Raw genomic sequence first — 23,099 nt, 5'->3', positions numbered from 1 at the left:
TGCGGGTCAGTCGGCCACCTGGACGGTCGCGATGCCCAGCGTGCTGGTCATCGGCAGCAGGCCGGCCTCGAAGACCGCCCCGAGGAACGGGGAGGCGAGCTGGGCGAGCCGCCCGGCCCGCTCCTCGCCGAGCCGCCGCCAGGGCTCGAAGGCCAGGTCATCGGTCATCCGCTCCACCTGGTCGCGCAGCGCCCTGCCGCGCTCGGTCGCCTTCCCGGCGGCGTCCACCAGGCCGCGGGCGGCCAGCCGCTCCAGCGCCTCGGCCCACTCCCGCTCGCTCCAGCCCCGCCCGGCGAAGTTCTCGACCGGGGCGGCGTCGATCGCGGCGAAGGACACCAGCGATTCGCACCCGTCCAGGTCCGCCGCGGCCAGCGCCGCCAGGTGGCCGTCACCGCGGTGCTCGCGCAGCACGGTCGCGGCCTGCCACAGCACCAGGTGCGGGGCGTCCGGCCAGAGCTGGTCCAGGTTGGCCGCCGCGAACGGCCGCCCGGCCACCGGCACGCTCTCGGCCGCCCGCCTGGCCAGCTCCGCGGCCTCGGCCACGTCCGGGCCCGCCAGGCGGTCGCCGAGCAGGTGGCGGTAGGTCTCGTCCACCGCCTCCAGGCGGGCGCGCAGCACCTGCTCGGGCGTGGCCACCTCCCATACGCCGGGCACGTGCGCGGCGATCGTCACGGGGCTGAAGCTGTAGTAGAGCGCCGTGGCCAGCCGCGTGCCGGCCCGCCCGAACGGGGCCGTGCGGTAGGCGAAATAGCTGGGCCAGCGGGACTCCACGTCGTAGCCGAGGGCCGCCGCCGCGCCGAACGCCTGCGGCGAGAAGTACAACGCGGCGTGGATCGGCTCCAACTGGTGCCACATGCGGCGGGCAAGCCTGGACGGTGCGCTCATGACGGACCTCTCACTGTCTCGAATAGCTGTCCCGGACAAAAGGGATGTCAGAGACAATAGGGCCCCGCGCCTACCCGACGGGGAACCGGATCAGGCGCAACTCGTGCGCGCCGTCGGGACGGGTCAGCTCGTAGTACAGCCACCACCGCCCGTCCAGCAGCAGCGCGTCGAGGTAGCGGACGGAGCCGCCGCGGTGCGGCGAGGTCACCCAGGGCCGCTCGGCCGACAGCCGCCGCCAGCCGAACAGGTCGCCGGAGACGGCGACGCCGCAGCGCTCCTCGTAGTTCTCCTCGTGCGAGGCCGAGCCGTCGTAGAAGCCCACGTACCCGCCGGGCACGGGCACGACGCTGTTGAGCCGCGCCTGGTAGCGGTCCCAGCCCCGGCCCACGCCGAGCGCCTGGCCGTGCCAGGTGAACGTGGCCCCGTCGTCGAGGCTGGTCGCCAGCCCGGTGGGGTGCGTGGTCACGCCGACGTTGTAGACGTCGGCGCCGGCGTGCGCCCGCGCGCCGAGGCCGCCGGGCAGCGCCTCGGCGTAGCTGGCGAACAGGTACGTCACCGGCCCCGAGCGCAGCACGTACGGGTCCTTGACGCCCTCGGTGCCGGTCGAGGCCGCGGTCAGCACCGGCCGGGCGGTGGCCACGTCGAAGTCCGACGGGTGGCCCGCGCGCAGCGCGTCGATCCGCCAGCGGTTGTCGGCCGGATCCACGTACGACAGGTAGAGGGTGAACCCGCCGTCGTCGGCGGGGGCCAGGCGGAAGCGTTCCATGGACGGCGTGCCCAGCTCGTCCTTGTGCACCGACCACACGTCGGTGAAGCGCACGCCGTCGTCGCTGACGGCCACGGCGCAGCGCCACCCGCGTTCGGCCGCGGCCCCGCGCGGACGCCGCAGCCGGTAGGTGAGCCAGAACCGCTCGCCGTCGTGCAGCACGCCGGGGGAGCCGGCCCAGTAGCCCTCCTCGTCCTTCTCGGGGGCGCGCACCACCGTGCCCGCCAGCGGGTCGAACGCGGGGAGCGGGACGTGACCGGTCATGTTCTCATGCCTTTCCGTGGAGCCTGATCAAGCGTCGTAGAGGAACCGGTCGAGGGCGACGGCGGCGCTGCCCGCCACGCCGGCATCCGGGCCGAGCGTGGCCCGCCGCACCTGCACCGTGTCGCGCAGCACGGGGAAGACCCTGGCCCGCAGCGCGTCCCCGACCCGGTCGAGCACCGGGTCGGGAGCCGTGCGGAAGACGCCGCCGAGCAGGATGAGCGCGGGGTTGAGCAGGTTGACCGCGCCGGCCAGGCCGGTGGCGAGGCGGTCCACGAGGTCGTCCAGCACCTGCCCGGCCCGCCGGTCTCCGTCGCCCGTGGCGTCGGCCAGGTCGGTGAGCGGGTCGGCGCTGTCGCGGCCCAGCACGGCTCGGGCCGACTCAGCCAGGTACGGTTCGGCGGCCACGGTCTCCAGGCAGCCGCTCGCGCCGCACGCGCACGGCCGGCCGCGCTCCACCACCCTCAGGTGCCCCAGCTCGGTGACCCCGTGGGCGCCCGACCGGAACGGCCGCCCGCCGATCACCAGGCCCGCGCCGACGCCGGTGCGGGCGTACACGTACAGGAGCGGGTCCGCCCCGCCGGTGTCGCCGTAGCGGGCCTCGGCCAGCGCCATCGCGCGGACGTTGTGATCGACCACCGCCGGGACGCCCAGCGCCCGCTCCAGCGGGTCGCCGAACGCCACGTCGCGCCAGCCGAGGTTGACCGACAGCAGGTTGCGGCGCTGCTCCGGGTCCACCGGGCCGGGGGCCGCGACCCCGATCCCGAGCAGCCGGTCACCGGCCCGCTCGGCGAGCGCGGCGGCGGCGTCGGCGATCCTGGCCACGACCCGCTCCGGCGGCTCGCCCGTCACGTCGAAGCCGAACGAGCGCACCTCGCGCGCCCGCGCCCTGAGGTCGCACAGCCCGAGCCGCACCGTGCCCGCGCCGACCTGGACCCCGATGACCTGCCGGGCGTCCGCGCGCAGCCGGACGTCCGTGGAGGGGCGGCCGACCCGGCCGCCGGCGGCGTCGCCCTCGCCGGCCAGGCCCTCGTCGAGGAGCTGGGCCACCACCTTGGTCATGGTCGTGGCGGACAGGCCGAGCCGCCTGGCCAGGTCCGCGCGGGGCTGGGGCCCGTGGTCGCGCAGGCTGCGCAGCACGAGCCGCCGATGCAGCCTGCGGACGTCGCGCACGGGTGACGACATCCGTCCTCCTTAATAACTAACGGGTAGAAAATAATCAGAGCCGGACGTTCCCGTCAACGCGGGACGGCTCACGAAGCGGCGCGGGCGGGCCACCAGATCCGCCGTCCCATGTGATGGGCCAGCGCCGGGACGAGGAACGAACGCACCACCACCGTGTCGATGACGACCCCGATCGCCACCAACAGCCCGAGCTGCACGACCGGCACCAGCGTCAGCGCGGTCAGCACGAAGAACGCCGCCGCCAGCACCACGCCGGCCGCGGTGATCACCCCGCCGGTCGCGCGCAGCGCCCGCAGGGTCGCCTCGCGGGTGTCCAGCCGGACGGACTCCTCGCGCACACGGGCCATGAGGAAGATGTTGTAGTCGACGCCGAAGGCGACCAGGAAGACGAACGCGTACAGGGCGAACGACGCGTCCATCACGGGATAGCCGAGCAACTGGGTGAACAGCGCCGAGCACAGCCCCAGCGTGGCCGCGAACGACAGCACCACCGTCCCCATCAGCAGCAGCGGGGCCACCAGCGAGCGCAGCAGGACGACCAGGATCACCCCCACGACCAGCAGGATCAGCGGCACGACGAGCAGCGCGTCGTCGAGGGCGGCGTCGCGCACGTCGAGCAGTTCGGTGGTGAAGCCGCCCACCAGCGCCGCCCCGCCCGCCGCGGCGCGCAGGGTCGCGCGCAGGTCCGTCACCAGGCGGTGGGCGTCCGGCGTGTTCGGCTCCGCGGCCAGCACGACGTCGAACGTGCGCCACCGGGCGGGCGGCCCCTGGCGCACCGACGACACGCCCGGCGCGCCGTTCAGCGCCCGCGCCACGGCCGCGCTGCTGTCCTGCCTGGCCAGGACCACCACCGGGGCGCCGGCCGGGTAGTGCCGCCGCAGGGCGTCGTGGCCGGCCACGGAGTCGGTGCGCGTGGTGAACAGCGACGACGGCGGGATGCCCGAGGCGTCGAGCGTGGTCAGCCCCGCGCACAGCACGGTCAGCAGCAGCGCGGAGCCCGCCCAGGCCAGGCGGGGCCGCTGCCCGACGAAGCCCGCGACGCCCCGCCACACCCCGTCGCGTGCCGGGTCCCCGGGATGCGGCGTGCTCGGCCAGAACGCCCGCCGCCCGCCCAGCAGCAGCAGCGCGGGCAGCAACGTCACCATCACGGCCGTCGTGACCAGGATCCCCACGGCGGACGCCGCCCCGATGGAGCGCAGCGCGTGCGTGTCGGCCACCACCAGGCAGCCGACGCCGCCCGCCACCGTGAGCGCCGAGGCGACGACGGTGCGGATCCCGCCCGACAACGCGCCCCGCAGCGCCGCCGACTGGTCCGCCGTCACCCGCAACCGCTCGCGGAAGCGGGCGACGAGCAGCAGCGCGTAGTCCGTCGCCACCCCGAACACCAGCACGGTGAACACCTCGGGCGTGGCGGCCCGCAGCGTCAGCACACCCGACCGGGCCAGGGCGTAGACCGCCGCGGTGGAGCACAGGTAGGCCACCACCACGGCCAGCATGGGGATCGCCCAGAGGACCGGGCTGCGATAGACGGCGAGCAGCACCAGCAGCACCACGACGAGGCTCAGCGTCAGGAGCGTGCCGTCCACCCGGTGGAAGGAGTCCACGTAGTCGGCCGCGGCCCCGCCCGCGCCGCTCACGTGGGCGACCAGCCCCGGCGGGTTGCCCTCGGAGGCGATCGCGCGCAGCCGCTCGACCAGCGGGCTGATGAGCACGCCCGGCTCGCCGGACAACAGCACCGTCACCTGGAGGGCCTGCCCGTCGGCGCTGGGCACGGGCTCGGACGCCGTCCCGGCCACGTGCGGGACGGCCGCGAACCGGTCCAGGTGCGACCGGGCCGCCGCCACGTCGGCCGGCCGGAGCCCGCCGGAGCGCTCGTAGACGACGAGGGCGGGCACCACCCTGCCGGACTGCCGGGCCTGCACGTTGAGGACGCGGGCCGACTCGGCGCCTCTGGCCAGCAGGGAGGTGCCGCTGGCGACCCGGACGTCCTCCAGCGGGCCGCTCGCCAGCACGGCCGCCACGGTGACGGCCGCCCAGACGGCGACCACGACCGCAGCGACCCTGCGCGCGGCCCGCGCACCCAACAGAACCGACAATTCCGCCCACCCCCGGCCTCGGTGTGAATGTGCCGGCCGGCACGTGAGCCGTCATTCCCGGTCCCGCTTAAACACCCCGGTCCGCGCGTCTCATGTTCGCGTCATGAGCGGGCCGTCCGGCGGGCTCAGCCGCGCACCCGCAGATCCGCGAAGAGCGCGCGGTGGTCGGAGCCCGGCACGTCGAAGACCCGCACCTCCGCCGCCGAGGCCCGCCCGTCCGTCAGCACGTGGTCGATGGCGACCAGCGGCGGCAGCGAGCGCCCGTGCGGCCAGGTGGGCGTCAGCCCCTGCCCGGTGGCGGCGGCCGCGTCGGTGTAGCCGGTGTCCAGCAGACGGCGGAAGACCGCATGGTCGAGGGTGGCGTTGAAGTCGCCCGCCAGGATCCGGGGCGCCCCCGAGCCGGACGCGGGCGGCAGCGCGGCGATCCCGGCCGCCCACTCCGGCACGGTCGAGGGCACGGGCGCGACCGGGTGCACGACCACGACCTCGACCGCCGGGCCGCCGGGCGGCGACACCTCCACGACCGGCATGTGGTGCCCGACCGGCTCGAACAGCCCGGTGCGCTCGGTCATGGGGTGACGGGAGTACACGCCGCTGCCCTCCGGGCCCCGCTGGTCGGCCCGGCCGATGTGGTACGGCAGCAGCTCCGCCAGCCCGGCGGCGGCCAGCCGGTCCCTGGCCGAGTACGTCAGCTCCTGGATGCTCAGCACGTCCACGTGCAGCCTGCGGACCAGATCGACGAGCACGGACGCGTCCCCGCGCCCGCCGTTGAGGTTGGCCGTCAGCACCCGCAACGGCCGGCCGGCGGCGGCGTCGCCGCCGAACGCCCGCGGCAGCACGCACCAGGCCAGGCAGGCGCACACCACCAGCATGATCGCGATCGCGGCCCGGCTGCGCAGCGCGACCACGACCCCCAGCAGCACCAGGGCCGCGACGGCGAAGTAGGGCGTGAAGGAGACGAGCGGCACCAGGAACACGCCCGTCTCCAGCCCGCCGAGCCGCACGGCCGTCCCCGCCGCGAACAGCACGCTCACCGCGACGGCCGCCCGCCCGCGCCACACCCGGCGGGGACGCGCCCGTCGCTCCGTCTTCACACCCTCGTCCAGCAGCACAGCCGCTCACGCTAGGCGTCGATTCTTAACGCCGGATGAGGATCCGGGGGGCGATCCCCTGAGAAGAACCGCCCGCCGGTGCGGCGCTCAGTGCCGCTGCAGCGCCCTGAAGTCCTTGAGCCAGTAGTTCGGCGCCGCCAGGCCGTCGCCGCGGGACTTCACGGTGTACGGCACGAAGACGCTGTTGAGCAGCCACGGGTCCTTGTTGGGGCCGAAGTCGGTCACCATCAGGTCGTCCTGCTTGAACCCGTACGTGGCCACCGCCAGCCGGCCGGTGTCCCGGTAGAGCTTCATCTGCTCGCTGAGGAAGTCCGCCTGCTCCATGAACCACGGGCTGCCGGTCAGGAAGTCGTCCCACTGCCTGGGGCTGAACGGCTCGTCGATGGCCGCCTTGATCACCTGCCACACCTTGGTGTCGGCGGCGAACCCGTACCGCTTCGCGAACTCCTCCGAGACGGGGTCCTGGAGGTGCTGCTTCCAGTACCACACGAGGGAGAACTCGGTCACGAGGTAGGTCTGGTCGGGGCGCATCCTCGGCAGGATGAAGTCCAGGAACGGCTGCGCGTTCTCCGGCGCCGGGATGTGCGGGTGGATGTCCACGCCCTGGATCTCCGGCGTCTCGCGGACGAAGGTCATCCAGCGCTCGGCCGCGGGCGTGCGGCGGTCGGCCAGGTCGAGGCGGTTGAGCGCGCCCATGTACAGGGTGGTGCCGCAGTCCGCGCCGCAGTGCTCGCGCCGGTAGTCGATCACGTGCCGGGCGACGGCCTCGTAGAACACGTTGAGCCGCTCGTCGCGCTCGGCGGGCAGGCTCTCGATGAACGGCTCGTTGCCGATCGTGAGGATGTCCACCTTGTTCAGCACCGTGGGCAGCACCCGGTCCAGGCGCGCCAGCTCGGCGGCCATCGCGGCGCTGCCGGGCTCGGGGAAGGACGCGGAGTTGTACGGCCACTTGAGGCTGAGGATCGTGTCGAAGCCGCGGCGGCCTGCGTCGGTGATGGTGCTGATCGCGAAGTGCTCCGCCGGGTCGCCCGCGTCGGTGGCGGGCATCGGGTAGAAGCCGCGGACCCAGCGGGTGCCGGACTCGCGCAGCTCGCGGTAGTCGAGGGCGTCGAGGTTCTGGTTGTAGTTCGCGCCGAGAGCGCCGTACGCGGTGGGGAGCGGTCGGGTCACGGGTTTGCCTCCCGGGGCGTTGGCGTTGGCGTTGGCGGCGGGCGTGAGGGGCGAGACGGCGGCCAGGGTCGCGGTCAGCGCGACGATGGACAGTCGACGAAGCATGTGCCTGCTCTCTGACGGTTCGGGGGGAGGAGGTCGTCATCGACGCGCACTCATGTTTGCGCTAACTTGATCGGCCTGTCAATGACCGAGACCCGGCTCTGAGAACACGGCCCCGGTGACGGCGACGGCCACAAAAGGCGCGACCCGGCCCCGGCGACCGGCCGCGGGCCGGTTCGGCAGGTGGTCGCGAAGGGCGCGGCCGGTCCGGCCACCGATCACAGAACGGGCCGGGCCGGTCCCGGCGACCGGTCGCCGGCCGGGGCCGGCAGGCGGTCGCGGAGGGTGCGGCGGGCGGCCGGCCGCACCCTCCTCAGCGGGTCCGGCCGGGCGGCGGCGCGGTGGACTCGCGGACCACCAGCTCCGGACGGACGAACCGGCTGGTCGTCTGGGCCGGCCCCGCACCCGGCGGCGCCTCGATCCGCGCGATCAGGTGCTCCACGCACCGCCGTCCCACCGTCGCCAGGTCCTGCCGGACGGTGGTCAGCGGCGGCGACAGGAACGGCGCGAAGTCGAGGTCGTCGAACCCCACGACGCTCAGGTCCTGCGGCACCCGCCGCCCCAGCTCGGCCGCCGCCCGCAGCACGCCCACGGCCATCTGGTCGTTGGCCGCGAAGACGGCGCTCACGTCGTCGCCGGCCAGCAGGCGCAGCGCGGCGTCGTAACCGGAGCGCGGCGACCAGTCACCCGCGACCGGCGGCGGGACCGCCCGTCCTGACCGCTTGAGCTGCCGCTGCCAGGCGGCCCGGCGGCGCTGCGCCGGGTTGGAGCCCGCCGGGCCCGCCACGTGGTGCACGGTGTCGTGCCCGAGCTCGAGCAGGTGGTCGACGGCCGCGCGGGCGCCGGCGGCCTCGTCCATGCCGAACGTCGGGTGCTTGTGCGCCGCCCTGCTGTCGGCGATGACGAGCGGCACCTCCTCGGGGAGCCGCAGGTGCGGGGTGTCGAGCACGCGGGCCTCGATCACGATCACGCCGTCCACGGCGCGGTCGGTGAGCCCGCGTACGGCGGCGCGCACGTCCTTCTCGGTCGGCCCGTCCACGACGGCCAGGCTGACCGAGTAGCCGTGCGCCTGCGCGCCCGTGACGACGGCCTCGACGATGCGCACGTTGAGCACGGCGCTGAGGTTGAACATCACCACGCCGATGGTCCCGAACCGGCCCGTGGCCAGCGCCCTGGCGGCGATGTTGGCACGGTAGCCGAGCTGCTTCATGGCCGACTCGACCCTGATCCGGGTCGCGGCGGTCACGCGGTCGTTGCCGTTGACGACCCGGGACACGGTCTGCCCCGAGACTCCGGCGAGTTTGGCGACATCCGCCATGGAGGGCCCTCCGGACGCCCTCGTCCCCGGTGGTCGCACCACGCCGGGTCGTCTCCCTTCGTCGGGGCAGCACGTTCGAAGGCTGCCGCGCAGTGGAACGCCGACAGGGTACATCGGCGTGATTACCCCGCGGAATCGGCACGACGGTGCCGGCGCGGTGCGGTGGCGGGTCCGGCCCGCGGCCGGCGGGGGCCCGGCGCGAGACCGGCCCAGTGAGATGTCCAGTGGGATGTCCCGCGAGATGTCCCGCGGGACGTCCCGTGACATGTCCCCGCATGTTTCCGCTAACATACATTTCCCCTAGGCAGAGAGGGTTATTCGGGTCACCAATCCGATCTGCTGCACGACGACCTCACAAACACGACCTTGACGCTGATAGGCGTCGGGCCTAAGTTAGCGCAAACATAGATCCGCTCACGGGGGATCCCCGGGCAACCGGGGGGAGCGGACCAGGTCGGTGACCGAAGTCGACGACATAGACATAGAGGAGTCGCCATGAGGCGGCATCAGCACCGGATATCTGGAACCAGCACCCCGCGCGTCACCGGCGCCGGGCCGAGCCATCCCAACCCGAGCGACCTCACCCGGCGCCGCCTGTTCGGCGGAGCGGGCGCCGCCGTCCTGGCCGCCGCGCTGGCCGGGTGCACCGGCGGCGGGCAACTGGCGGAGAAGTCCGCGAGCCCCGGCGGCGGCAGCGGCGCCCTCCAGTGGTGGGACCAGTTCCGCCCGCTGACCAAGATGCTGCAGGACGACCTGTTCGCCCCGTTCATGAAGGCGCACCCCGGCGTCACCGTCGAACGACGCCAGATGGACGCGCCCGACCTCGGCCAGGCCCTGCAGGTCGGACGGCGCAGCAACCAGATGCCCGACGTGCACTCCCTGGCCGGCCTCGGCGACGTCGCCGCGGCGGCCCTGGTCAGCGAGGGCTGGTTCCAGCCGATCGGCAAGCTCGCCGACTTCGCGGGCAGCCCCGTCGGCGAGTTCCTGTACGACGGCATGCACCGCTTCGACGGCGAGATCTACTCCTTCCCGCCGTTCTCGGGCCGCTGGCACGAGGCGGTGCCGTGGTTCAACAGCGCGATGCTCAAGCAGGCCGGCGTCGACCCCGAGGACGAACCGGCCACCTGGGACAGGCTCCGCGAGATCGCCCGCAAGGTGACCGGCGGCACCGACGGCGACGTGTACGGCATGGTGCTGCCCAGCAAGGAGACCGAGTACCTGCGGACCCTGGTCGAGCGGCTGGCCATGACCGCCGGCGCGCCGGGACCGGGCAACATCGACTGGTCGACCGGCGCGTACGTCTACGACACCCAGCCGTACATCGACGCCATCGAGTTCCTCGTCGCGCTGCAGAAGGACAAGGTCGTGCACCCCGCCTCGCCCTCGATGGGCCCGCGCGACGCGCGCGCCCGCTGGGCGGCCGGGCAGGCGGGCATCTACCTGTGGGGCGCGTGGTTCATCGGCGGCCTGCTCGTGGACGAGCCGGAGGCGGTCGAACGCGGCGTCGGCACCTGGCACATCCCCTGCCCCGAGACGAGCCGGAACTTCGTCTACAGCTCGCCGGCGACCGGCACGTTCTGGGTGTCGAAGAGCTCCGACCAGGCCAAGACCGCGGCCGAGGTGATGCTCCAGATGACCACCAAGGAGTTCCAGACCAGCCTGGCCGAGGCCATGGACCAGCCGCCCGCGCTGGCCGCCGAGGTCATCGACCAGGCCCAGGTGCACGACGCGTACCGCACGTGCGTGACGAACTTCCAGGAGGACGTCAGGATCGGCCCGGTGGCCGAGGTCGGCAACCCCGGCGTCTGGCAGGTGCGGGCCGAGATGCGCGACATCCACCCCAACCTCGGCGACATCGTCCAGTCCGTGCTGACCGGCTCCGCCACCGACGTCGGCGGGCAGCTCCGCCGCTTCAACGACCAGCTCAGCGCCGAGCGTGAGCGCGCCATCAAGGTCGTGCGCGAGGAGAAGGGCGTCGAGGTGGACGCCAAGGCGTGGGTGTTCGCCAACTGGGAGCGCGGCAAGGACTACGGCCAGCAGGCGTACGCCGAGCGCTGAGAGAGACATGACGACGACTTCCTCACGCGCCCCCGCCGCCGCGACCTCCGCCCCGCCGTCCCGGCGGCGGGGCCGGGGATGGGCGCGGCGCCTGCGCCAGGACTGGTGGATCTACCTGTTCCTGCTGCCGACCATCGTCGGGTACGGCGCGTACACGATCTATCCGCTGCTGGCCTCGTGGTGGTACGCCTTCCTCGACTGGCCGGGCTTCGCCACCGCCGGGACGTTCATCGGGTTCGAGAACTTCGAGCGGCTGATCGGCGACGACCTGTTCTGGAACGCGTTCTGGAACTCGCTGGTGTTCCTCGTGATCGCCGTGCCGCTGCGGGTGGGCCTGGCGCTGCTGCTGGCGCTGGTGCTGAACGCGAAGCGGACGCCGTTCAAGGGGTTCTTCCGCACGCTGTTCTTCCTGCCGGTCGTCACCACGGGCGCGATCGTGGGCGTCGTGTTCACCCTGCTGCTCGACGCCAGCGGCCCCGTCAGCCTGTCGCTGGTGTGGTCCGGGCTGATCGACTCGCCCGCGAACTTCGCCGCCGACGCCGGCACCTCCCTGTACGCCGGCATCGCGGTGTGGGTGTGGAAGTGGCTGGGCATCACGCTGATCTACTGGCTCGCCGCCCTGCAGACGATCCCGCAGGGCGTGCACGAGGCCGCGATGATCGACGGCGCGGGCGCCTGGGCCGAGTTCCGGCACGTGACGATGCCGCTGCTGGTGCCGTTCCTCGTGATCATCACGCTGATCGACACCGTGGCCGCGTTCAACGTCTTCGACCTGATGCAGACCCTCACCGGCGGGGGCCCGTCCTTCTCATCCGAGGTGATCGAGATCTTCATCTTCCGCACGGCCTTCCAGGCCAACGTGCCGCAGCTCGGTTACGCCTCGGCCGCCGCCGTGCTGTTCGGGGTGCTGACCGTGCTCCTCGCCCTGGCTCAGGCGGTGGGCATGCGGTGGGCGCGCGGCAGGATGGGCGGCTCATGACGGCCCGGCTGCTCCGCCGCCCGAGCGCGCGGCAGGTCGTGACCGTCGTGGTGCTGGCCGTGCTGGGCGGGCTGTGGGTGTACCCGTTCCTGTGGCTGGTCTCGGCGTCGCTGAAGAGCTCGCCGGAGATCTTCGGCAGCGGTCTCGGCCTGCTGCCGAAGGAGCCGGTCTGGGAGAACTACACCCGCGCCTGGACCGAGGTGGGCTTCGGCTCGTACTTCCTCAACACGCTGCTCATCACGGCCGGGACAGTGCTGCTCGTGGTGGTGCGCAGCGCGCTGGCCGGGTACGTGCTCGGCCGCTACGACTTCATCGGCAAGAAGTTCCTCATCGGCCTGTTCCTGGTCACCTTCTTCCTCCCCGAGGGCTACACGATCATCCCGATCACCCAGCTCACCGACCAGCTCAGGCTGCTCAACACGCACGCCGGGGTGATACTCGGGCTGGGCGCGGGCGGGCAGATCGCCTCCACCCTGCTCTACGCCGGCTACTTCCGGCGATTGCCGAAGGAACTGGAGGAGACCGCCCGCCTCGACGGCGCCGGGCCCATCACCGTCTTCTTCCGGGTGATGCTGCCGCTCGCCTGGCCGATCACCGCCACCGTGGTGATCCTCACCTACCTGTTCGCCTGGAACGTCTACCTGCTGCCGCTCGTGTTCACACTCAGTGAGCCGGACCTGCGCACGCTGGCCGTGGGCATGACCGTCTTCATGGGCGAGCGGAGCACCGACTGGGCCGGCATGGCCGCGGCGGCCGTGATCTCGCTGATCCCGGTGATCGCCGTGTTCGTCGCGCTCCAGCGCAAGTTCGTCGACAGCATCGCGGGAGCGGTGAAGCAGTGAAGGAGTTCATTGACATGCCAGTGCCCGATCTCGGAGCGCTCGTGGCCGTCGACACCCGCCGGCCCGCCGGCCGCGTGGACGACGACGTCTACGGGCACTTCCTGGAGTCGGCCTTCTTCGGCAACATCGAGGGCGGCGTGTTCGACGAGGGCTCGCCCCTGTCCCTCGACGAGCCCGGACCGCTGCGCGGCGTGCGCGCCGACGTCCTGGAGCTCTGCCGGGAGCTGGGGCCGGGCCCGATCCGCTGGCCGGGCGGCAACTTCACCTCCGCCTACCACTGGGAGGACGGCATCGGCCCCCGCGACCGGCGGCCCAGCCGGCTGGAGCCGGCCTGGGGCGGGCTGGAGAACAACCGGTTCGGCACCGACGAGTTCCTGGCCTGGTGCGAGGCCGTCGGGGCGGAGCCGTACCTCGTGCACTCGGCCAGGGACGTGGACGAGGCGGTGCGCTGGATCGAGTACACCAACTCCGCCCGCGACACCACCCTCACCGGCCGCCGCGCCGCGGGCGGCCGGGCCGAGCCGTGGAACGTGCGCTACTGGGGCGTCGGCAACGAGGTGTACGGACGCTGGCAGATGGGGCACCGCGACGCCGAACGGCACGCCGCCGACGCGAGCGAGCACGCCCGCTTCATGCGCCAGGTCGATCCCGGCATCAAGCTGATCGGCGTCGGCATCCCCTGGCAGCAGGAGGAGTGGACCCGTCCGCTGCTCCAGCGGGCCGGCTCCATGCTCGACTACCTGTCCCTGCACCTGTACGGGGCCGGCACGCACCTGTGGACCGGCGACGACTACGACACCGTCGTCGCCCAGTCCCTCTACTTCGAGCGGGAGATGCACGCCTACTCCCAGCTCGTCACCGCGCTCTCCGCGGAGGCCGGCCTCGACCGCCCGCCCGCGCTCGCCCTGGACGAGTGGACCATGCGCCACCTCGAACCCGCGCACTGGCCCCAGCCGCTGCCCGGCGACGACGGCGGCATCGCCCCGCGCGAGACCACCCCCGTGGACGAGGACGCCCTGCACGGGCCGGACAAGGTCCGCGTCAACCGGTGGAGCCCCAGGTCGGTCGCCGACGCGCTGTTCTGCGCGGGCGTCTTCCACGCCATCCACCGCACCGCCGGGCTGCCCGCGCCCGTCTCCATGGCCAACCCGGTCAACCTGGTCAACGCCAACGGCCTGGTCGTCGCCCGCCCCGGCGGCGCGCTGCGCTCGGCCATCTACCACGTGTGGCACCTGTACCGGCACCACACCGGCCGCACCGTGCTGCCCTGCGAGGTGACCGGACCGGCCCGCACGGCCTCGGTCCGGCTCGGCGACAACCGCGGCCCCGACGGCCGGCTGCTCAGCGCGCCCATGACCGTCCCCTACGTGGATGTCTCGGCCACCCGCGCCGACGACGGCTCCGTGCGGATCGCCGTCGTCAACCGGCACCGCGACACGGCCGTGCGGCTGCGGATCGTCCTCGACGGGGCCGAGGCGAACACGCCCGCCGTGGCCCGCGTCCGCGCCCTGGGCGCCGACGTGACCTCCCTGGACGCGGTCAACACGCTCGCCGAGCCCGGCGCGGTCGCCGTACGGGACCTGGGAGACGTCGAGTCGAGCGGCGGCGCGTGGACCGTCGCGCCGCACTCGGTGACCGTGCTGTCCCTCTGACCTCAGGAGAGCTGTGACCGACCACCCCCGCCCCCTGCTCGTCCGCCCGCACTGGCAGGACCTCTCCGGGCCCTGGGGATTCGCCGCCGACGACGAGGACCGCGGCCTGGCCGGCGGCTGGCACCGGGACCCCGGGCCGTACACCCGCACGATCATCGTGCCGTACCCGCCGGAGAGCGAGCTGTCCGGCCTGCGGGAAACCGCGCCCCGGCGGGTCGTCTGGTACCGCCGCACACTGTGCCCCGACCGGGCGCCCGGCCCGGACGAGCGGCTGCTGCTGCACTTCGGCGCGGTCGACTACCGCGCGCGGGTCTGGGTCAACGGCGTGCACCTGGGCGAGCACGAGGGCGGCCACACCCCCTTCTCCTTCGACGTCACCGACGCGCTCGTGCCCGGCGAGGAGCAGGTCGTCGTCGTACGCGCCGAGGACGAATGGGACGACGCCACCCAGCCGCGCGGCAAGCAGGACTGGCGGGCCGAACCGCACGACGTCTGGTACCACCGCACCACCGGCATCTGGCAGCCGGTCTGGGCCGAGGTCGTGCCCGCGCTGCACATCCGGCGGCTGCACTGGACCCCCGACGTGCCCGGCGCGGCCGTCACCATGGAGGTCGAGCTGTCCCGTACGCCCGACCCCGACGTGGACGTCCACGTCGTCCTGACCCTGGGGGAGGAGGTGCTCGCCGACCAGACCTGCCGCACCGCCCAGCGCGACGGCCGGTGGGTGATCGCCATCCCCGCCGCCCGCCACCAGCTCGAACAGGCCCGGCTGCTGTGGACGCCCGAACGCCCCACCCTCCTGGACGCCCGCGTCGAACTGCTGCGCGACGGGCGGACCGTCGACGCGGTCACCTCGTACGCCGGCCTGCGCAGCACCGGCATCCGCGACGGCCGCTTCCTGCTCAACGGCCAGCCCCGCTTCCTGCGCCTGGTCCTGGCCCAGAACTACTGGCCCGGCTCCCACCTGGCCGCCCCGGACCCCGGCGCGCTGCGCCGCGAAGTCGAGCTGGCCAAGGAACTGGGCTTCAACGGCGTGCGCGTCCACCAGAAGATCGAGGACCCGCGCTTCCTGGCCTGGTGCGACCGGCTCGGCATGATGGTGTGGAGCGAACTGCCCAGCGCGTACGAGTACGCGCCCAGGACCGTCGAGCGGCTCACCCGCGAATGGCTGGAGGTGGTGGCCCGCGACCGCAGCCACCCGTGCGTGGTGACGTGGGTGCCGTTCAACGAGAGCTGGGGCGTCTGGCACAGCGCGGACGTCCCGGAGCAGCGGCACGCCACCGCCGCGCTCTACCACCTGACCAAGGCGCTCGACGGCACCCGTCCGGTGATCTCCAACGACGGGTGGGAGCACACCGAGAGCGACATCTGGGGCCTGCACGACTACGCGCCCACCGGCGCGTCGATCCGCGAGCGCTACGCCGACCGGGAGGCCCTGGCCCGGATCCTCACCGACCGGCCGCCCGCGCGCCGGGTCGCCCTGCTCGGCGATCCGGCCCGGCGCGGCCAGCCGGTGGTGCTGTCGGAGATCGGCGGGCTCAGCCTGCGGCCGGAGGCGGGCGCGGCGTGGCACGGCTACGCCGCCGTCGGCAGCACCGGCGAGCTGGGCGAGGAGTTCGCCCGGCTGATCGACGCCGTGCTGGACAGCCCCGAGCTGGCCGGCTTCTGCTGGACCCAGCTCACCGACACCGAACAGGAGACCAACGGCCTGCTGACCGCCGCTCGCGAGCCCAAGCTCCCGGTCGAGGCGGTGCGGCGCGTGCTGACCAGGCCCGCCCGCTCCACCCCGGCCGAGGCCATCGACGCGGCCCGCCGCGCGGCCAGACAGGAGGACTGAACACCCGGGCCGCCCGGCGCGAACAACGGCGGGCCGTCCGGCGGGAACTCGGCGAGAACGTAACCGGGACCCGCGCGGCCGGGGCACCGGGGCCGTCCGGCGAGAACGGAACCGAGACCCGGGCGGTCAGGGGCAGGCGGGCCGCCGGCGGTTACCGTGACGGGTGGCCCCTGTCGCTCGTGGAGGTCCACGATGACCCGTGTCCCGCCCGAGCCGGAGGAGGCCGCCGAGGCCGCGTACCGGGAGCTGGCCGAGCCCGACCGGGAGCGGGTGCCGGCCGCGCTCCTGCGCCTGGTCGGCGGCGACGGCCGCACGACCCGCCGGGCCGGGCCGGGCGAACTGCCCGCGGACGTCCCGCCGCTCGGCGGCTTCCTCGACGCCGGCCTGCTGGCGCGGGACGACCGCGGCGGCCTGACGCTGGCGAGCCCCGCCCTGATCGCGGCCTGGCCCCGGCTGCGCGACTGGGTGCGCGAGGAGGGGGACGGGCTCGCCACGTTCGAACACGTTCGTTCGTCGGCCAGGGCGTGGCACGAGCACGGCCGCCGCGCCGCGGACCTGCCCAGGGGCGAGCCGTTCGAGCGGGTCACGAGGTGGGCGGCGTACGGGCGCGGCAGGGTCGGGCTCAACGACGTCGAACGCGACTTCCTCGACGCGGCGCTGCGCGCCCCGGCCCGGCGCGAACGCCGCCTGCGCGTCCTGGCCGCGGCGGCGGCCGTGCTCCTGGTCGTCGCCACCGTCCTGGCGATCACGAACGCGGGCGGCGCCGCCGAGCGCGAGCGCGCCGTGGCCGAGCGCGACCTCGCGCTCAGCCGCCGGCTCGTCGCGCAGAGCCAGGTGCTCGCGGTCACCGAACCGCAGACGGCCCGGCTGCTCGCGGTGGCCGCCGCCCGGATCGTCCCGGCGTCGCCCGAGACGGCGGCGGCGATCCGCGCGGCCACCAACCGGCCGGAGCTCGCGGTGCTGCGCGGCCTGCCCGGCGAGGCGCGCGCGGTCGCCTTCAGCCCCGACGGGGCCACCCTCGCCGCGACCGGCCAGGCCGCGCCGCTGCGCCTGTGGGACGTGGCCCGGCTGACGCCCGTCACCTGGCCCGGCGAGGAGTCTCCAGAAGAGGCCGACGGCATGTCCGTGGCCTACAGCCCCGACGGCCGCCACCTGGCCGTCGCCGACGCCGGCGGCCGGGTGAGCCTCTGGGACACCGGCACCCGCCGGCAGCTCTGGACCGGCGGCGGGCAGACCCCCTGGGCCCGGCAGTGGACGGCGTTCAGCCCCGACGGAAGCCTGCTGGCCACGACCGGCGGCTCCGCGGGCGAGTCCCGGCTGTGGGAGGTCGCCTCCGGCACGCAGGTCGCCGCCCTGCGCTCGCTGGACGGCGGCCCCGGACCCGTCGCGTTCAGCCCCGACGGCACGCTCATCGCCGCCGCCTACCCGCGCGGCCCCGTCAGGACGTTCGAGGCCGCGACGGGCCGGCTGACCGGCGACCCGCTGGAACCGGCCGCCGGGAGCCTGTCACCCGAGCCCCGGGAAGAGGTGGCCGCGCTCGCCTTCAGCCCCGGCGGCCGGCTCCTGGCCGGCACCACGGGCAGCGAGCACGTCCAGCTCTGGGACGTCACCACCCGCAGGCCCGTAGGACGGCCGCTCACCGGCCACACCGGGCTGGTCACCTCGGCGGCCTTCAGCCCGGACGGCCGCGTCCTGGCCACCGCGAGCCAGGACCGCACGATCCGGCTCTGGGACGTGCGCGCCCGCCGCCCCCTGGGCGAGCCGCTGACCGGGCACACGCAGGCCGTCAACGCCGTCGCCTTCAGCCCGGACGGCGGCCTGCTGGCCGGCGCCGGAGCCGACGCGACCGTGCGGCTGTGGCGGATCCCGCGCGCCACCCGCACCCCGCTCACCCTGCCCGCGCCGGACGCCGCCGGCCAGACCCCCGCCGACCGGCCGGTCCCCGCACGCTGGTACGAGCGCCAGGACGGCACCCAGGCGGTGCTGAGCGGCGACGCCGGGCGGCTCGTCGTCCAGCCGTACGACGGCACCCGTCCGGGTTACGGCAGCCTCTGGTCGTGGGACCTGCGCGCGGACCGGCGGCGCGGGGAACGGCTGCGCATCAGGACCGATGACCTCGTGGACGGGGTCGCGCTCAGCCGCGACGGCCGCTCGCTGGCCGCCTCCGGTCTCGACGACGCCGGCAGCGGCCGGAACACCACCGTCCTGGACGGCCCCGCCTCGGTGCGCGGCCGTCCGCTCGCCTTCAGCCGGGACGGCCGCCTGCTCGCCACCGCCGTCCCGGAGGCGGGAGCCGGCCCGGACGCCCGGCCGGACGGCGCGCTCCAGCTCTGGCGGCTGCCCGAGGGCACGGCCAGGGGCGAGCCCATGCCCGTCCGGCCGGGGAGCGTGACGGCGGCGGCCTTCGACGACACCGGGACGGCGCTCGCCGCCGGGACCGCGGACGGCACGGTCGTGGTGTGGGAGACGGCCACCGGCAGCCGCCGCGGCGAACTGCGCGGCCACACCCGGCCGGTCACCGCGCTGGCCTTCGCCCCGGGCGGCGCGCTGCTCCTGACCGCCGCCGAGGACCAGTCGGCCCGCCTGTGGCACGTCGCCCCCGGCACGAACGGGCTCCGCCCGCAGGGCGTCCCTCTCATCGGGCACACCGGCGCGGTGCGCGCGGTCGCCTTCGCCCCCGACGGGACGTACCTGGCCACCGGCGGCGCGGACCGTACCGTCAGGCTGTGGGACACCGCCACCGGCCGCCCGCTCGGCCCCCCGCTGGCCGGGCACGGCGGCGAGGTGCGCGCCCTGGCCTTCACCCCCGGCGGCCGGACGCTGGTCGCCGCGGCGGCCGACCTCCCGCAGGTCACCGGCGACGCCTACACCGTCTGGCGGTGGGACGTCTCCGCCCTGGCCGCCGACCCGGCCGCGACCGCCTGCGCCCAGGCGGCCCGCCCGCTCACCCCCGGTGAATGGTCGGCGCACCTGCCGGGCCTCGCCTTTCGCGACGTCTGCCGCCGCTGATGGCCCCGGTCACTCGTCACGCAGCACGGCCGCGATCGTCAGCCGCGCCGCCGACCGGGCCGGGACGAGCGCGCCCAGCACCGCGATCACCACCCCTGCCACCGGCAGCGGCACGAGCAGCGGCGCGCGCCAGACGTCCACCATGAACTCCGGCAACGCCAGCCCCGCCGCGTCGGCCATGGCCGGGACGACGAGGCGGTGCGCCGCCACGCCGACCGGCAGGCCGAGCAGCCCGCCGGCCGCGCCGAGCGCCGCCATCGACGTCACCATCATCACCGTGACCTGGCGCGGCGTCATCCCGATGGACTTCAGCACGCCGAGGTCGCGCCGCCGCTCCCTGGCGTCCAGCAGCACCGTGTTGAACACGCCCAGCGCGGCGACCGTGCCCAGCAGCACGGTCAGCAGGGACGCGAAGCCGATCACGGCCACCGTGACCGGGTCCGTGCCGCTCTTGGGCACCGGGTACAGCCCGGGGTCGGCGGCCCTGACCGCCGCGTGGTACGTCCCGGTGTCGGCGCCCGGGGCGAGGCGGACCTCGTACTGGGTGGCCCGCTGGTCGGGTGCGAGCGCGGTGAGCGTGCGCCAGTCGGCCTGGATCAGGTCGGCCGCGCCGTCCATGGTGGCCCCGACGATCGTCGTCTCCGCCCGCGCGCGGCCCAGGGAGAGCGAGAGCCGGTCGCCGACCGCCAGGCCGCGCTTGTCCAGGAACGCCGACGGGGCCACGACCTCGCCGGGGCCCCGCAACCAGCGCCCCTCGACGACGGTCTCGCCCAGGGTCGCCGAGTCGCCGCGCAGGAACCTGCCCGTGATCGGCTGCGACCGGCCCGTGAGGTGCAGGCCGATCCACGCGTCGGCGGTCACGTACACCGCTCCCGGCAGGCCGCGCAGCAGCGCCTCGATCTCGGCGTCGCCGTGCCGGGGCGGCGTCTGGTGGTTGCGCGCCTGGCCCGCGTGGACCACCGTGTGGACGGAGCCCGTCCGCTGGGCGGCCTGGCCGTAGGCGGTCATCGTCAGCGACAGGCCCGCCGCCAGCGTCACCGTGGCCGCGCCGAGCACCACGGCCGCCAGCGTGAGCCCGGCCCGTCCCGGCCGCCCGAACGGCAGCCCCAGCCCGAGGCTGACCGCTCTGGGCAGCGGCGCGCCCGCGAGCAGCCGCTGGACCCGCGCCCCCCGCCCCGGAGCCGCCGGGACGCCCGCGCCGATCGCCCGCGCCGCCGGCAGCCGGTGCGCGCGCAGCGCCGGGACCAGCGCCGCCAGCACCGCCACGGCCGGCATGCCGGCGAGCGTGGCCGCGTACACCCAGGGGCCGATCGAGACGGTGAAGACGCCCGCGCCCACGTCGTCCAGCAGCGGGCGCGCGGCCACGGCCCCCGCCGCGGTGCCGAGCGCGCCGCCCGCGAGCGCCGGGACGAGGACCATCGTCAGGTAGACGGCCACCACCTGGTTCGGGGTGAAGCCCAGCGCCTTCAGCACCCCGATGTGCCGGGACCCGGCCACCACCGCGCCGCTCACGACGTTCGCCACGATCAGCACCGCCACCACGAGCCCGAGCACGCCGAAGGCGGTCAGGAACGGCAGGAAGGCCGCGGCCGTACGGCCCGCGTCGCGCTTGACCGTCAGGTACGACTGCCAGCCCAGCAGCGCCCCGGACGGCAGCCCCGCCGTGAGGGCGGCCGTTCCGGCGCGGACGTCGGCATCGGTGGCGGCGGCGTCGAGCCGGTAGAGCATCTGCGCCGTGGACGGCCCCAGCGCGGCGGCCTGACCCGGGGTGACCCACGCCTCGGCGCTCCTGCTCACGCTGGAGGCCAGCCCGACCACCGTGAACGTGTGCCCCTCGCGCACGGCGAAGCGCACGCCGAGCAGGTAGGAGAAGAACCGGTCCGCCCCCGGCCGGTCCAGCACGATCTCGCCCTCCCCGGCGGGCCAGCGGCCGGCCCACAGGTCCACCCGGTCCACCGGCCCGCCGGGAGAGGGGCGGCCGACGACGGTGAGCGGGCCGGGCGGCAGGTGCTCGGACGTCCCGGCGACCGTGACGACCGCCTGCGCGAACGGGCCCGCCGCCGCCTCCACCCCCGGCGCGCGGGCCCCCAGCCGCGCCGCCGTGACCTCCGCAGGATCGTAGGAGGCGACGACGTGCGCGCCGCGCCGCCCCTCGAAGGCCCGCTCGAACGGCGCCGACACGCTCTCCAGCAGCCCCAGCGCCACCACGATCGCCACCGTCGAGCAGAACACCACGACGCCGAGCACGAACGTCTGCGCCCCGCGCCGCCGCACGGCCGCCCGCGACGCCCGCCACACGGCCCCCGCGCCCCGGCTCACGGCGTGCGGTCCAGGCTCTGCTCGGCGACCACCTGTCCGTCGCGGAGTTCCACGCGACGGCTGGCGCAGCGGGCGGCCAGGCCGGGGTCGTGCGTGACGATCAGCAGCGTCTGCCCGATCTGGTTGAGGTCGATGAGCAGGTCCATCACCTGCTCGCCCGAGCGGCTGTCCAGCGCCCCGGTCGGCTCGTCGGCCAGCAGCAGGGCGGGACGGTTCATCAGCGCCCTGGCCACGGCGACCCGCTGGCGTTCCCCGCCGCTCAGCGCCGCCGGGTAGGCGTTCGCCCGCTCGGCGATGCCCAGCTCGTCGAACAGCTCCAGCGCCCGGTCCCGCGCCTGCCGCGCCGGCGTGCCGGTGAGCTGGGCGGCCAGCGCGGCGTTGTCCAGCGCGGGCAGGTCCTCGATGAGGTTGAAGAACTGGAAGATCATCCCGACGCGGCGGCGGCGGAACAGCGCCAGCCCCGTCTCGTTCAGCGCTCCCAGCTCCTGGCCGTCCACCTCGACCGTGCCCGCGGTCGGACGGTCCAGGCCGGCGATCAGGTTGAGCAGCGTGGACTTGCCGCACCCCGACGGCCCCATCACCGCGACCGCCTCCCCGGCGCGGACCCGCAGTGAGAGGCCGTCGAGCGCCGTGGTCGCGCCGTACTCCTTGCGGACGTCGCCGAGCCGGACGACGAGCCGCTCGTCCCTGGTATCCATGAGCCGAACCTAGATCGCGGACCGGCGGCGGCGCATCAGGCCGGGGATGTAGCCGCGGGGCCCGTCATCCCGTGGATGTAGGGCCTCAGGAGGATGCCGGGCGCGCCGCGCCGCGCGAAGATGATCCCGTGTGGGAATGGCCGGTCGTCGCCCTGGCGCTCGCCTGCGGTGTCGCGGGCTGGCTCGGCGTGGCGCTCGTACGTACGCGGCGGCGGCACCGGGCCGTGCTGGCCGAGCAGGGCAGGTTGCTGGAGCGCGAACGCGAGCGCGCCGCCCGCGCGGCCGTGGACGCCGAGCGGGCCAGGATCGCGACCGAACTGCACGACATCGTCAGCCACAACGTGAGCCTCATGGTGGTGCAGGCCGGGGCCGCCAGGCAGGTGCTGCCCACGATGCCGGGCACGGCCGAGACCGCGCTGAAGGCCGTCGAGGCGGCCGGGCGGGACGCGATGACCGAACTGCGCCACCTGCTCGGGCTGCTCGCCCCCTCACCCGACGGGAACGACGAGCCCGGCGACCCCGGCCTGGCTCCGCAGCCGGGGCTCGGGCAACTCGGCGCGCTCGCGGACCGGATCGCGTTCGCCGGGCTGCCGGTGGAGGTGCGCGTCTCCGGCGAGCCGCGCCCGGTCCCGGCGGGGATCGAGGTGACCGCGTACCGGATCGTCCAGGAGGCGCTGACGAACGCGCTCAAGCACGGAGAGGCGGCGAAGGCCGAGGTGAGCGTGCGGTACACCGATCAGTACCTGAGGGTGGAGGTGCTGAACAGCGGGCCCAGCGTGCTCACCGGCCGCCCCCGGACGGCGGGGCGGG

The 23,099-nt window shown here is 74.7% G+C and carries 16 protein-coding genes; 7 read left to right on the top strand and 9 right to left on the bottom strand.

Annotated features, from left to right (window positions below):
• Nucleotides 1-6 precede the first annotated feature (6 nt).
• The 7 genes from FAF44_RS34365 to FAF44_RS34335 form a co-directional block, all read right to left on the bottom strand.
• The gene (locus tag FAF44_RS34365) at nt 7-885 is read right to left on the bottom strand and encodes a hypothetical protein (RefSeq protein WP_237107506.1); all 879 of its coding nucleotides are present in this window, start codon (nt 883-885) and stop codon (nt 7-9) included.
• A gap of 70 nt (nt 886-955) precedes the next feature.
• Nucleotides 956-1,915, bottom strand: coding sequence for a hypothetical protein (locus FAF44_RS34360; RefSeq protein ID WP_237107505.1), 960 nt, complete (start codon nt 1,913-1,915; stop codon nt 956-958).
• Between the two features lie 27 nt (nt 1,916-1,942).
• Entirely contained in the window at nt 1,943-3,097 is a 1,155-nt protein-coding gene (locus FAF44_RS34355) for an ROK family transcriptional regulator (RefSeq protein WP_237107504.1), read from the bottom strand.
• Between the two features lie 68 nt (nt 3,098-3,165).
• Nucleotides 3,166-5,193: an MMPL family transporter gene (locus FAF44_RS34350; RefSeq protein WP_237107503.1), complete on the bottom strand. Its 2,028-nt coding sequence runs from the start codon at nt 5,191-5,193 to the stop codon at nt 3,166-3,168.
• Nucleotides 5,194-5,318: 125 nt separating this feature from the next.
• Complete coding sequence (locus FAF44_RS34345) at nt 5,319-6,305, bottom strand: endonuclease/exonuclease/phosphatase family protein (protein WP_237107502.1); 987 nt, start codon at nt 6,303-6,305, stop codon at nt 5,319-5,321.
• Nucleotides 6,306-6,392: 87 nt separating this feature from the next.
• Complete coding sequence (locus tag FAF44_RS34340; RefSeq protein ID WP_237107501.1) at nt 6,393-7,580, bottom strand: hypothetical protein; 1,188 nt, start codon at nt 7,578-7,580, stop codon at nt 6,393-6,395.
• Between the two features lie 310 nt (nt 7,581-7,890).
• A complete protein-coding gene (locus tag FAF44_RS34335; RefSeq protein WP_237107500.1) occupies nt 7,891-8,895 on the bottom strand; it encodes a LacI family DNA-binding transcriptional regulator in 1,005 nt (334 codons plus the stop codon).
• A 495-nt stretch (nt 8,896-9,390) separates the two neighbouring features.
• Here FAF44_RS34335 and FAF44_RS34330 point away from each other — a divergent pair, with 495 nt between their 5' ends.
• The 6 genes from FAF44_RS34330 (at nt 9,391) to FAF44_RS34305 (ending at nt 19,272) form a co-directional block, all read left to right on the top strand.
• Nucleotides 9,391-10,953, top strand: a complete 1,563-nt coding sequence (locus FAF44_RS34330; RefSeq protein WP_237107499.1) for an ABC transporter substrate-binding protein — start codon at nt 9,391-9,393, stop codon at nt 10,951-10,953.
• A 7-nt stretch (nt 10,954-10,960) separates the two neighbouring features.
• Complete coding sequence (locus FAF44_RS34325) at nt 10,961-11,932, top strand: carbohydrate ABC transporter permease (protein WP_237107498.1); 972 nt, start codon at nt 10,961-10,963, stop codon at nt 11,930-11,932.
• The gene (locus tag FAF44_RS34320) at nt 11,929-12,774 is read left to right on the top strand and encodes a carbohydrate ABC transporter permease (protein WP_237107497.1); all 846 of its coding nucleotides are present in this window, start codon (nt 11,929-11,931) and stop codon (nt 12,772-12,774) included. The genes FAF44_RS34325 and FAF44_RS34320 overlap by 4 nt, the downstream gene beginning before the upstream one ends.
• A 14-nt stretch (nt 12,775-12,788) precedes the next feature.
• Nucleotides 12,789-14,426 carry an alpha-L-arabinofuranosidase C-terminal domain-containing protein gene (locus FAF44_RS34315; protein ID WP_237107496.1) on the top strand — a complete coding sequence of 546 codons (1,638 nt, stop codon included), beginning with the start codon at nt 12,789-12,791 and terminating at the stop codon, nt 14,424-14,426.
• Nucleotides 14,427-14,439: 13 nt separating this feature from the next.
• Nucleotides 14,440-16,263, top strand: a complete 1,824-nt coding sequence (locus FAF44_RS34310) for a glycoside hydrolase family 2 protein (protein ID WP_237107495.1) — start codon at nt 14,440-14,442, stop codon at nt 16,261-16,263.
• Nucleotides 16,264-16,455: 192 nt separating this feature from the next.
• On the top strand, nt 16,456-19,272 hold the full coding sequence (locus FAF44_RS34305) for a WD40 repeat domain-containing protein (protein ID WP_237107494.1): 2,817 nt from the start codon (nt 16,456-16,458) through the stop codon (nt 19,270-19,272).
• A 9-nt stretch (nt 19,273-19,281) separates the two neighbouring features.
• On the opposite strand, the gene FAF44_RS34300 is transcribed toward FAF44_RS34305, so the two are convergent.
• Both FAF44_RS34300 and FAF44_RS34295 read right to left on the bottom strand, forming a co-directional pair.
• On the bottom strand, nt 19,282-21,591 hold the full coding sequence (locus FAF44_RS34300; protein WP_237107493.1) for an FtsX-like permease family protein: 2,310 nt from the start codon (nt 21,589-21,591) through the stop codon (nt 19,282-19,284).
• Nucleotides 21,588-22,289 (bottom strand): ABC transporter ATP-binding protein, encoded by a 702-nt coding sequence (locus tag FAF44_RS34295; protein WP_237107492.1) that lies wholly within the window; start codon nt 22,287-22,289, stop codon nt 21,588-21,590. The genes FAF44_RS34300 and FAF44_RS34295 overlap by 4 nt, the downstream gene beginning before the upstream one ends.
• A gap of 128 nt (nt 22,290-22,417) precedes the next feature.
• Between FAF44_RS34295 and FAF44_RS34290 the strand changes: the two genes are divergently transcribed.
• A partial coding sequence (locus FAF44_RS34290; RefSeq protein WP_237107491.1) for a sensor histidine kinase occupies nt 22,418-23,099 on the top strand: 682 nt, incomplete at its 3' end.

It is taken from the genome of Nonomuraea sp. MG754425, assembly GCF_021699195.1.
Classification (GTDB): domain Bacteria; phylum Actinomycetota; class Actinomycetes; order Streptosporangiales; family Streptosporangiaceae; genus Nonomuraea.
Note: the sequence above shows the minus strand (reverse complement) of the source record. Positions and strands in the feature narration are given on the sequence as shown.

Excerpts from the sequence above, each read along its gene's own strand:
- FAF44_RS34340 (WP_237107501.1), bottom strand. The coding sequence starts at position 7,580 with ATGCTTCGTCGACTGTCCATCGTCGCGCTGACCGCGACCCTGGCCGCC.
- FAF44_RS34305 (WP_237107494.1), top strand. The coding sequence starts at position 16,456 with ATGACCCGTGTCCCGCCCGAGCCGGAGGAGGCCGCCGAGGCCGCGTAC.
- FAF44_RS34360 (WP_237107505.1), bottom strand. The coding sequence starts at position 1,915 with ATGACCGGTCACGTCCCGCTCCCCGCGTTCGACCCGCTGGCGGGCACG.
- FAF44_RS34335 (WP_237107500.1), bottom strand. The coding sequence starts at position 8,895 with ATGGCGGATGTCGCCAAACTCGCCGGAGTCTCGGGGCAGACCGTGTCC.
- FAF44_RS34315 (WP_237107496.1), top strand. The coding sequence starts at position 12,789 with ATGCCAGTGCCCGATCTCGGAGCGCTCGTGGCCGTCGACACCCGCCGG.
- FAF44_RS34325 (WP_237107498.1), top strand. The coding sequence starts at position 10,961 with ATGACGACGACTTCCTCACGCGCCCCCGCCGCCGCGACCTCCGCCCCG.
- FAF44_RS34365 (WP_237107506.1), bottom strand. The coding sequence starts at position 885 with ATGAGCGCACCGTCCAGGCTTGCCCGCCGCATGTGGCACCAGTTGGAG.
- FAF44_RS34295 (WP_237107492.1), bottom strand. The coding sequence starts at position 22,289 with ATGGATACCAGGGACGAGCGGCTCGTCGTCCGGCTCGGCGACGTCCGC.
- FAF44_RS34320 (WP_237107497.1), top strand. The coding sequence starts at position 11,929 with ATGACGGCCCGGCTGCTCCGCCGCCCGAGCGCGCGGCAGGTCGTGACC.
- FAF44_RS34355 (WP_237107504.1), bottom strand. The coding sequence starts at position 3,097 with ATGTCGTCACCCGTGCGCGACGTCCGCAGGCTGCATCGGCGGCTCGTG.
- FAF44_RS34330 (WP_237107499.1), top strand. The coding sequence starts at position 9,391 with ATGAGGCGGCATCAGCACCGGATATCTGGAACCAGCACCCCGCGCGTC.